General features: G+C 47.2%; 9 protein-coding genes and 1 pseudogene. 9 read left to right on the forward strand and 1 reads right to left on the reverse strand.

What is annotated here, in order from left to right; translation table 11 throughout:
• A pseudogene (locus WAM07_RS16875) lies at positions 1-279 on the reverse strand (histidine kinase); the annotation flags it as partial.
• 509 nt (positions 280-788) lie between these two features.
• On the opposite strand from WAM07_RS16875, the gene ilvE reads away from it, so the two are divergent.
• From ilvE to ilvA, 9 genes are all read left to right on the forward strand, one after another.
• Positions 789-1,691 carry a branched-chain-amino-acid transaminase gene (gene ilvE / locus WAM07_RS16880; protein ID WP_224894715.1) on the forward strand — a complete coding sequence of 301 codons (903 nt, stop codon included), beginning with the start codon at positions 789-791 and terminating at the stop codon, positions 1,689-1,691.
• 396 nt (positions 1,692-2,087) lie between these two features.
• Complete coding sequence (gene ilvB / locus WAM07_RS16885; RefSeq protein WP_422168574.1) at positions 2,088-3,803, forward strand: biosynthetic-type acetolactate synthase large subunit; 1,716 nt, start codon at positions 2,088-2,090, stop codon at positions 3,801-3,803.
• Positions 3,800-4,321, forward strand: a complete 522-nt coding sequence (ilvN, locus tag WAM07_RS16890) for an acetolactate synthase small subunit (RefSeq protein WP_014642812.1) — start codon at positions 3,800-3,802, stop codon at positions 4,319-4,321. Before ilvB ends, ilvN begins: the two co-directional genes overlap by 4 nt.
• Positions 4,322-4,350: 29 nt before the next feature.
• Positions 4,351-5,382 (forward strand): ketol-acid reductoisomerase, encoded by a 1,032-nt coding sequence (gene ilvC / locus WAM07_RS16895; protein ID WP_422168575.1) that lies wholly within the window; start codon positions 4,351-4,353, stop codon positions 5,380-5,382.
• Positions 5,369-6,916 (forward strand): 2-isopropylmalate synthase, encoded by a 1,548-nt coding sequence (locus tag WAM07_RS16900; protein WP_422168576.1) that lies wholly within the window; start codon positions 5,369-5,371, stop codon positions 6,914-6,916. The genes ilvC and WAM07_RS16900 overlap by 14 nt, the downstream gene beginning before the upstream one ends.
• Before the next feature lie 13 nt (positions 6,917-6,929).
• Positions 6,930-8,036 carry a 3-isopropylmalate dehydrogenase gene (gene leuB, locus WAM07_RS16905; RefSeq protein ID WP_422168577.1) on the forward strand — a complete coding sequence of 369 codons (1,107 nt, stop codon included), beginning with the start codon at positions 6,930-6,932 and terminating at the stop codon, positions 8,034-8,036.
• 25 nt (positions 8,037-8,061) lie between these two features.
• Positions 8,062-9,474 (forward strand): 3-isopropylmalate dehydratase large subunit, encoded by a 1,413-nt coding sequence (gene leuC, locus WAM07_RS16910; RefSeq protein ID WP_422168578.1) that lies wholly within the window; start codon positions 8,062-8,064, stop codon positions 9,472-9,474.
• Between the two features lie 12 nt (positions 9,475-9,486).
• Entirely contained in the window at positions 9,487-10,092 is a 606-nt protein-coding gene (leuD, locus tag WAM07_RS16915) for a 3-isopropylmalate dehydratase small subunit (RefSeq protein ID WP_422168579.1), read from the forward strand.
• Positions 10,093-10,106: 14 nt separating this feature from the next.
• Complete coding sequence (ilvA, locus tag WAM07_RS16920; RefSeq protein WP_014642818.1) at positions 10,107-11,066, forward strand: threonine ammonia-lyase; 960 nt, start codon at positions 10,107-10,109, stop codon at positions 11,064-11,066.
• Positions 11,067-11,547 lie beyond the last annotated feature (481 nt).

An 11,547-nucleotide genomic window follows, 5' to 3' on the forward strand; every position in this document is an offset into this window, starting at 1 on the left:
AATGTAAACATTCGAATATTCGGTCATGGCATGGAATCGGTCCAACACGTTTTTGGCCCGCGACAATTTCTGGAACCCGGCATATACGTTTCCTTTTAACTTTTTCATAAGAACCATATTTTCCATCATTAAACACATGTACTCAAGCTGCGGAACCTTAGATTCAAAATTCAGGGAACTGGATTGCAGCTGAGACAAATGAGCGTTATCCAAGTTTTTTGTTTCTCCTTCGACAGAACCGAAGCATTCGTTAAATAGAGAGAGATTTTTAATATTCATTTATGTATTCCTCCTATGGGAGCTTTAAGACTCCTGTTTAGTCCAATAATTGGAAATGTAAGCTTATCATTAGTGGTTAAAATTATCCGTTATAAAATACCTAATAAAACGAAGCGATATCCACTCTTTTATTTCATCGGATGATTGCCAGAAGAGTAAAGATAAATGCAAAAATTAAGATAAAAAAGAAAAAAAGAAAGAGCAGTTGAACGCGCATAACACATGGCATACAAGCGTGTAAGCGCTTAACTTTTACAGGTAATAATCTAAGTGTTCAGAAAATTTACTCAAAACCTGTTGACCTTCTCGCGAAATCCGTTTAAAGTAGTCCTCAATCAACTTCACCGGTAATTCTCTGAAACGCCAACGAAGGTTGATCATGTGGAAGGACCCCCATGGGACCCTGAGCATAAAAATGAATGTAACTTTTGTGTCAGGGTCCACTATTTTTTTCCTTCATAAATCTATCGTTTCAAACATTAAATATAGAAAAGAAAGGAGTGCTAAGGATGAGCAGCCAATGGATTTATTTAAGCGGCGAATATGTAAATAAGAATGAGGCCGTCGTATCCGTTTACGATCACGGTTTCTTATATGGAGATGGGGTATTCGAAGGTATTCGTGTCTACGAAGGCAACATCTTCAAATTAGATGAACACTTAAACCGCCTCTATGATTCAGCAAAATCAATCATGCTTCAAATGCCTTATGAGAAGGAGGAGATGAAAGAGATTATTGCTGAAACCGTCCGCAAGAACGAGCTGGAAACAGCCTACATTCGAGTGGTTGTCTCCCGTGGAATGGGTAATCTCGGTTTAGACCCTTCCAGTTGTTCAAATCCAAGAGTGGTTGTCATTGCTGAAGCACTTGCTTTGTTTCCGAAAGAACTTTATGAGCGCGGGGTAAGGCTCGCATCGGTTTCCAGCAGACGAAACCGTCCGGATGTACTTCCGCCTCAAGTGAAATCATTAAACTATTTAAATAATATTCTAGTGAAAATGGAAGCAAATCAGGCTGGAGTAGACGAAGCCCTGATGATGAACGATCAAGGCTACGTAACAGAAGGCTCAGCAGACAATATCTTTATCGTAAAAAACAGCACCATCTATACACCGCCTACTTATTTAGGGGCGCTGGAAGGCATTACAAGAAACGCCATCATTGATCTTGCCAAAGAAAAAGGCTACGAAATGAAAGAACAGCCATTTACTCGCCATGATGTGTATGTAGCTGATGAAGTATTTCTAACAGGCACAGCAGCAGAAGTCATCGCAGTAGTAGAAGTGGATCAACGTCCTGTAGGGGATGGAAAGCCAGGTGTCATAACCAATCACCTGCTCTCTGAATTCCGAAAGATTACGACTACAGACGGTTATAAAGTCTACAACAAAGATAAAGTTCAAGTAAGCTAGACTTAAAAACTTAATAAAGACTAATACGAAGACGGGAATAAAAGAATAAGTTCTTGTATTCACAGAGAGCCGGGGTTGCTGGAAGCCCGGAAATACATCTTATTCTGACATCATCCCTGAGTGTTCGCGCTGAACGGTTTACTAGTAGGCGGAACCAGGTGCTTTTATTCGCACCTGTTATCAAAAGGAGTTCTAAGAGAACTCCCTGAGGTGAAGCGTATACGCTTCACGAAAACGAGGGTGGTACCGTGAAAGTAATAGACCTTTTCACCCCTCTCTTTCCTTATACCGACGTGTATTTGAGGAAGTGAGGATGAAAAGGTCTTTTTTATTTTAATAATAGTGAAACAGATTGGCCGCAATGATTTTCTAAATACTCTAAGGAGGGATTAAAAAATGAAGGCAGAGGCAAGTGTGAAAGAGCAGACCGCCACAAAGACAGGAGCAGATTTGCTAGTTGAATCCTTGATTGAACAAGGTGTCGATACTTTATTTGGTTACCCGGGAGGTGCCGTACTCCCAATTTATGACGCCATCTACCGTGCAGAAGGAAGCTTTGATCACGTTCTACCCCGTCACGAACAGGGAGCGATTCACGCAGCTGAGGGATATGCTCGAGTAGCGAACCGTGCAGGTGTTGTAATCGGTACTTCCGGTCCGGGGGCTACCAATCTCGTAACCGGCATCGCTGATGCGATGATGGACTCCATCCCGCTCGTTGTTTTTACAGGCCAGGTGGCTAAAGGAGTCATTGGAACAGACGCTTTCCAGGAGTCAGACATCATGGGCATCACGACCCCGATTACGAAACACAACTACCAGGTTCAAAATATCGAGGAGCTTCCGCGTATTGTGAAAGAAGCCTTTCACATTGCCACTACCGGGCGTCCGGGACCAGTAGTTGTTGATATACCGAAAGACATTTCTTCGGAAGTGTATGCAAAGGATGTTGTTCATCACTTTCATCTTCCGGGCTATCAACCGACGCTGAAACCGAATCCACTCCAGATCACGAAGCTTCACGAAGCGTTAACGCAGGCGAAGAAACCCGTTATTTTAACTGGTTCAGGTATTATCCATGCGGGAGCTTCGGAAGAACTTAGAACGTTCGTAAGGAACTATGAAATCCCGGTTGTATCTACCTTGCTTGGCCTAGGCAGTTATCCAGGCAGCGATCGATTGTCGCTGGGCATGGGAGGCATGCATGGAACGTACGCCGCGAATATGGCTCTTTACGAATGTGACCTTCTTATTAACATTGGGGCCCGCTTTGATGATCGTCTGACAGGAAACTTGAAGCATTTTGCACCGACGGCCAAAGTAGCTCACGTTGATATAGACCCGGCAGAAATCGGGAAAAACGTTCCGACATCGATCCCGATCGTATCCGATGCCAAGGCTGCATTGAAGGCGTTAAATAACAAAGAAGTAACAAGCCTTGATCATAAGGAATGGCTGGATCAGAGCTGGGCGCGTAAAGCGGACTATCCACTTTGGTACCACCAGAAAGATAAAGATATTGTCCCTCAGTGGCTGGTCAAAAAAGTATATGACTATACACGCGGCGAAGCCGTTGTAACAACCGACGTTGGACAGCATCAGATGTGGGCGGCTCAATATTATCATTTTGATGAGCCGAACCGCTGGGTAACGTCAGGCGGCCTTGGAACCATGGGATATGGTTTTCCGGCAGCGATCGGCGCACAGCTTGCGGATATGGAATCCACTTGTGTTGCTATCGTAGGGGACGGCGGTTTCCAGATGACGCTTCAAGAGCTGTCTGTTCTTCAGGAACGCGGCTTGCCAGTGAAAGTCATCATTGTGAATAATCAGGCTCTCGGCATGGTCCGTCAGTGGCAGGAGAAGTTTTACGACGGTCGTTACTCTTCCTCCATCATTAACACGCAGCCTGACTTTGTAAAACTTGCGGAAAGTTATCAGATTCCTGGTTACTTCATTGACTCACCGAAAACACTTGAAGAGGTACTTCCGGACATCCTTGCCGATGATAAGCCGGCCGTTGTAGATTGCCGAGTACTTCAAAGTGAAAATGTGTATCCAATGATCGCACCAGGTAAAGGACTTCACGAAATGATCGGGGTGAAACCATGAAAAGGATTGTTACTGCGATCGTTCATAATCGCAGCGGCGTATTAAACCGAGTAACAGGGCTGCTGGCTAAGCGGCAGTTCAACATTGAAAGTATATCTGTCGGCCGCACCGAGACAGAGGGCGTTTCCAAAATGACGTTCGTGGTCGATGTGGAAGATAACCGCAAATTGGAACAGCTGACGAAGCAGCTGAATAAACAGATTGATGTCCTGAAGGTTTCCGATATTACAGACAATGCGATTGTCGCCCGGGAACTTGCCCTGGTCAAAGTAATCAGCAACCCGCAGATACGAAGTGAAATCCAGGGCATCATCGAACCGTTCCGCGCTACGATTATAGACGTAAGTAAAGAAAGCGTCACGGTTCAGGTTACAGGAAAGTCCGATAAGGTCGATGCGCTGATTGAACTCTTACGACCTTATGGTGTTAAAGAGCTTGCAAGAACCGGCTTAACCGCCTTCAAACGAGGAAATCAGCCTCAACAAGCAGAAGTAAAATCTTATTCTCTATTAAACTAATTACTCTATTACAGAAAGGAAGATTTTAAATGGCACATGTTTACTACCACAATGATATCCAAGATGAGGTTCTACAAAAAAAGAAGGTTGCCGTTGTAGGCTATGGCTCACAAGGCCACGCTCACGCACAGAACTTAAAGGAAAGCGGTCATAACGTTGTCGTTGGACTAAGAAAAGGGAAGTCCTGGGATAAAGCGGAACAGGATGGACTGGAAGTAAAAGAAGTAGCGGACGCTGTAGCAGACGCAGACGTAGTTATGGTTCTTTTACCAGATGAACACCAGCCGACTGTTTTCGAAGAATCCATTAAGCCGAACTTGAAAGAAAATGCAGCTCTTGCATTCGCACACGGCTTCAACGTTCACTTTAACCAGGTAGTGCCTCCATCAAATGTCGATGTATTCCTGGTAGCTCCAAAAGGGCCGGGACACCTTGTAAGAAGAACATTTGAAGAAGGCGCAGGCGTACCCGCTCTGATCGGAGTCGAGCAGGACGTATCCGGTGAAGCGAAAGAAATCGCGCTAGCTTATGCTAAAGGAATCGGCGGCGGCCGTGCCGGCGTACTGGAAACAAGCTTCCAGGAAGAAACGGAAACGGATCTATTCGGTGAACAGGCGGTACTATGCGGTGGACTAACAAGCCTTGTAAAAGCAGGATTTGAAACCTTGACGGAAGCAGGCTACCAGCCGGAAGTGGCGTACTTCGAATGTATGCACGAACTGAAATTGATCGTTGACTTGATGTATGAAGGCGGACTTGAAGGCATGCGTTATTCCATCTCCGATACAGCTCAATGGGGTGACTTCGTATCTGGCCCGCGTGTCATCAACGAAGATACAAAAGCCCGCATGAAAGATGTACTGCAGGATATCCAGACCGGTAAATTCGCTAAAGGCTGGATCCTTGAAAATAAAGTGAATCGTCCGGAATTCGAAGCTATTAACAACTTGGAGAGCAATCATCCAATTGAAAAGGTGGGTAGAGAACTCCGAGAGTTAATGCCTTTTGTTAAGAAATCTCAATCTAAAGAAAAGGAAGTGGTCTCTCATGGCTCACGTTAACGTATTCGATACAACTCTTAGAGACGGAGAACAGTCAGCTGGCGTAAACTTGGACCGCCTGGAAAAATTGGAGATTGCGAAGCAGCTGGAACGCCTTGGGGTAGACATTATGGAAGCAGGATTCCCTGCTTCCTCCCAGGGAGAATTTGAATCCGTCCGTGAGATTGCGAACACGGTGAGAAACGTTTCAGTAACGGGGCTTGCGAGAGCTCACAAGAAAGATATCGACATTGCCTGGGAAGCTTTGAAAGGCGGAGCAGAACCAAGACTTCACGTGTTCTTGGCCACCTCAGCCATTCATATGACGCATAAGCTTAAGAAAACACCAGATGAAGTGGTGGAAACAGCGGTAGAAGCTGTATCTTACGCGAAAGAGAAATTCCCTCACGTTCAGTGGTCCGCAGAGGATGCGAGCCGAACCGATATCGATTTCCTTGTTCATATCATTGAGAAAGTCATTGATGCCGGCGCTTCCGTGATTAACCTTCCGGATACGGTCGGATATTCAACGCCGGATGAATACGGGCGCATGTTCCGTGAAGTAAGAGAACGCGTTCCGAATATTGATAAGGCTACTCTTTCCGCTCACTGCCATGACGATCTTGGAATGGCTGTCAGCAACTCGATTGCGGCTATTGAAAATGGAGTACGCCAGATCGAAGGGACGATCAACGGAATCGGCGAACGTGCTGGAAACGCGGCACTTGAGGAAATCGGAGTCGCTCTTGAAATCCGTAAAGACCGTTACGATTATCAGACGAACCTTGTTTTGAAAGAGATTAAAAGAACGAGTGATTTGGTCAGCCGTATGACCGGTATGATGGTTCCAGGTAATAAAGCAGTAGTCGGTCGTAACGCCTTTGCTCACGAATCCGGCATTCACCAGGACGGCATGCTGAAAGACTCGTCCACTTACGAAATCATCACACCAGCGATGGTGGGAATCGATTCCAACCGAATGGTGATGGGTAAACACTCCGGCCGTCACGCTTTCAAACAGAAAGCCGAATCAATGGGCTATGAGTTGACGGATGAGAAATTGAAGGAAGCGTTCGAATCCTTCAAGAACTTGACGGCGAAGAAGAAAGAAGTCACCGACGACGATTTGTTTGCTATCCTGACCGATACGCAGACCGAAGACAAAGATCAGCCGAAATACGAGTTGAAAGCCTTCCAGGTTCAATACGGAAGCATCAATCGACCGACAGCCACCGTACTTCTTACCAAACCGGACGGCGAAGAAGTCGAGAAAGCCAATACAGGAGACGGAAGTGTAGAAGCCATCTACAACACGCTGGATGATTTAATCGATGCCGACGTGCATTTGCAGGATTATCAGTTAAGCTCGATTGGAAGAGGACGAGATGCACTGGCAGAAGTGCACGTGCAGCTAACGGTTGATGGTGTAAAAGCTTCCGGACGCGGATCTGCTCAGGATGTTCTTGAAGCATCTGCCCATGCTTTCTTAAACGCCGTAAACCGCACATTATATAGAAAGAACACGGAACCAGTTCAAAAGCAGGTTCAAGTATAAAGGGGGAAATGTTATGAAAAAGCACATTGTACTTTTACCGGGAGACGGGATCGGTCCCGAAGTAGCAAGAGCCGCTAAGCGCGTGCTGGAAGCAATAGCTGAACAACATCAGCACACGTTCACTTTCGAAACGCACAATATCGGAGGAAGCGCCATTGATCAGGACGGCACCCCTTTACCGGAAGATACGATTGAAGCTTGTCATAAAGCGGATGCTGTATTCTTAGGAGCTGTAGGCGGTCCGAAATGGGATGACCTGCCTGGTCATATGCGCCCTGAAAAAGGACTGCTCGGCATTCGTAAGCAGCTGGGACTATTCGCTAATCTGCGGCCGGTAAAGGCGTTCCAGCAGCTCCTCCACGCGTCCCCCTTAAAACATGAAGTCGTCACAGGAAGTGATCTGCTGATCGTAAGGGAATTAACAGGAGGCCTCTATTTCGGGGAACCGAGTGAAAGGCGCAACAACGGCGCGGAAGTCGTCGATACGCTGGCGTATTCGAGACATGAAATCGAGCGCATTGTTGAACAAGCGTTCCAGAGTGCCAGACTTAGAAGAAACCATCTGACCTCTGTGGATAAAGCAAACGTATTAGAATCGAGCCGAATGTGGCGCGAGATCGTTGAAGAGAAGAAGCAGGAGTATCCGGAAGTAACGGTTGAGCATATGCTTGTCGATGCTGCAGCGATGAAGCTGGTAACGAATCCTTCTTACTTTGACGTCATTGTGACAGAGAACATGTTCGGAGACATTTTAAGTGACGAAGCGTCTGTATTAACCGGGTCCCTCGGCATGCTTCCATCGGCCAGTATCCGAAAAGATGGCCTGGGCTTATACGAACCGGTTCACGGATCTGCACCGGACATCGCCGGTCAAAACAAAGCAAACCCACTGGCATCGATCTTATCCGTTGCAATGATGCTGAAGCATTCCTTTAAAATGGAAGAAGAAGCAGAACAAGTTGAGAAAGCCGTACAGGACGTGTTAGCAGCGCGCTACCATACAGCCGACCTTAACATCAGCGGGGGCATTCCGGTCAGCGGAAGTGAACTTGCGAATAAAGTGATTGAACAATTAAGCACGAGTGACACGACTGAAAATATCATGAGGTGCTACGTGTAGTATTCGAAGAAGGGAGCGGTACACATTGAGTCAACCGAAAACAATTATTGAGAAAGTTTGGGATCAGCATGTCGTTCATGAAGAAGAAGGGAAGCCGAACCTCCTCTACATCGACTTGCATCTGATTCATGAGGTCACCTCTCCCCAGGCGTTTGAGGGTCTGCGCCTGAGCGGGAGGAAAGTCCGCCGGCCGGACCTGACGTATGCCACCATGGATCACAACGTGCCGACCATTCACAGGAACGTGATTAAAGATCAGATTTCCAAAAAGCAAATGGAGACACTTAAAGAAAACTGTGAAGAATTTGGTATCAGCCTGGCCGATATTAATCATCCGGATCAAGGGATTGTCCACGTTATCGGGCCGGAACTTGGCTTAACCCAGCCAGGTAAAACCATTGTCTGCGGCGACAGCCACACCTCTACTCACGGAGCCTTTGGTGCACTGGCTTTTGGAATCGGTACGAGTGAAGTGGAACATGTGCTTGCCACCCAGTCAATCTGGCAGGCGCCTCCGAAGACGCTTCAAGTTCATATCGATGGCAAGTTAGGTACAGGCGTAACCGCGAAAGACTTAATTCTTGCTGTCATTGGTCGTTTCGGTGTTCGCTTTGGAACCGGTCATGTGATTGAATATACGGGCGAAGCGATCCGTAACTTGTCCATGGAAGAACGCATGACGATATGCAACATGTCGATTGAAGCAGGCGCAAGAGCGGGATTGATCAGCCCGGATGAGACGACAGTCGAGTACTTGAGAGGAAAACGTTATGTGCCGGCGGGAGAAGAGTTCGATAAAGCTGCCCAGCAGTGGCTTAACCTTGCATCTGATCCAGGCGCACGGTACGATATGGAGCTTGAAATTCATGCCGATGAAATCGAACCGCAGGTAACCTGGGGAACCAATCCTTCTCATTGTGTACCTGTCTCCGCTCAAGTACCGGATCCACTCGATGCCGAAAGTGATGATGAAAAAGACAGCATCGAACGTGCCCTGGAGTATATGGGGCTGGAAGCGAATCAAACCATTCAGTCCATCCCTATTGAACATGTCTTTATCGGTTCCTGCACCAACTCAAGGATCAGCGACTTGAGAAAAGCCGCTGATATTGTGAAAGGCGGCCGCGTCCATGAAGGGATCAGAGCCCTGGTCGTACCAGGCTCCCAATCCGTGAAGCATGCAGCTGAAGAAGAAGGATTGGATAAAATATTTATAGACGCCGGTTTCGAATGGAGAGACGCAGGCTGCAGCATGTGTCTCGCGATGAATGACGACATTGTACCGCCGGGCGAACGCTGTGCCTCAACATCAAACCGGAACTTTGAAGGACGTCAGGGTAATGGAGCCAGAACCCATCTGGTCAGTCCTGAAATGGCAGCAGCTGCTGCACTGGAAGGCCGCTTCGTAGACGTCAGAAAACAGATGAGTACCGTTTAGGAGGGTGAGCAGATGGAACCTTTGAAAAAGCATCACGGAATCGTCTATCCACTGAATCGATCCAACGTTGACACCGATCAGATTATTCCTAAGCAATTTTTGAAGCGAATTGAACGAACCGGGTTTGGGCAGTTTCTTTTTTACAACTGGCGTTTTAACGATGATGGTTCATTGAAAGAGAATTTCTCATTGAATGATCCGAAGTATAATGACGCATCCATCCTGGTGGGAGGTGAAAACTTCGGCTGCGGCTCTTCAAGGGAGCACGCGCCCTGGGCCATTCAAGATTATGGTTTTAAAGTAGTGATTGCTCCGAGTTTTGCGGATATCTTCTATAATAACTGCTTTAAAAATGGAATTCTGCCGATTCAGCTGCCGAATTCTGCAGTAGAGAAATTAATGGAAAAAGCAGAAGATGAAATTTATGGATTATCGGTTGATTTGGAAAAACAAGTCGTTTATGGTAGGGAAATGGAAGTTAATTTTGATATCCAGCCGTATCACAAAGAAATGTTACTCAATGGCTGGGATGAAATCGCGGTCACCTTGACCCACGAAGACAAAATTGACCAATACGAAAATAATACAAAGGGAGTGAAGACGTTGGGGATTTCTTAACGCTAGCTAAAGTGATGGAGGCTCATGAAAAATTACAAGGAGTGGTGCACCGGACTCCGTTAGAGACCTCCTCTACATTTAATCAGCAAGCCGGTCAGCAAGTCTATCTGAAGATGGAAAACCAGCAGAAAACAGGAGCTTTTAAAGTAAGAGGAGCTTCCTATAAAGTAGCCTGCTTATCACAGGAGGAAGCTGAACGAGGGGTTATTGCCGCTTCTGCCGGCAACCATGCCCAGGGCGTCGCTGTAGCCGCCCGTAAAAGAGGGATCAGCGCCCGCATATTCATGCCGGAAGCGACGCCGCGTGCGAAGGTAGAAGCAACCGAAGGGTATGGTGCCACGGTGGTATTGACCGGAGAATCGTTTCAGGAAGCTTATACCGCTGCTCTTTTGGAACAAAAAGAGAGTGGAGCAACTTTCCTTCATCCATTCGACGATTATGACGTGATGGCCGGACAAGCGACGATTGCGGTCGAAATGCTGCAGCAGCAGCCGGACATCGATACGCTGTTTGTGCCCATTGGGGGCGGCGGATTAATCAGCGGCGTGTCCTTTGCAGCTAAGCAGCTGAAACCGGATATTCAGGTGATCGGCGTACAGGCTGCCGAAGCTTCATGCGTCTATAATTCTTTCTATAAGAATGGACCTGAAAAATTAACATCAGTCGCTACCATTGCTGATGGGATTGCCGTCAAGGAAAAAGGAAAACTTACCTATCCTTGTATCCAGAAGTATGTGGATCAGGTAATCACCGTAGAAGAGCATGAAATCGCTCAAACGATGCTTCACTTGCTGGAACGTGAAAAAACACTGGTGGAAGGTGCGGGAGCCTCTGCATTAGCAGGAGCCCTGTATCATCAACATCAATTTGAAAGTAAACAGGCGGGTGTGATTGTAAGTGGAGGAAATATGGACATTTCCAAACTTCCTTCCATCTATCAAGCAGCGCGCCCAAAGCAAGCCGCGTTGGTTTAAGAAGATAAGTGTAAAGGAACAGATGCTCCGGACGGGGCATCTGTTTTTTTAGTTGCCAGTCTTCTGTGCGGTTTTATCGTTAGGCTCCCGCTTGGGTGAGGCTAGGTTACGAAATCTATTTGTATAGGAAAGTAAATCGTCCCGTAAAAATCTTCGAGGCTGCTTGTGCAGCTGCTGTAATTGAGCCGTGCGTGGCTGGGATAGGGCCGTGCGCGGCTGAGATTGAGCCGTGCGTGGCTGGGATTGTGCCGTGCGCGGCTATGATTGTGCCGTGCGTGGCTGAGATTGTGCCGTGCGTGGCTGAGATTGTGCCGTGCGTCGCTGGGATTGAGCCGTGCGCGGCTGTGATAGAGCCGTGCGTCGCTGGGATAGGGCCGTGCGTGGCTGTAATTGGGCCGTTCGCAACTAAAACCGGGCCATGCTCCCCCACAAGGAAGGACGGCAAGGTAGGCTATTGATTACCATTGACAGTGGGGGAGGG

The sequence above is a fragment of the Halobacillus sp. genome (assembly GCF_049282395.1).
Taxonomy (GTDB): Bacteria; Bacillota; Bacilli; order Bacillales; family Halobacillaceae; genus Halobacillus.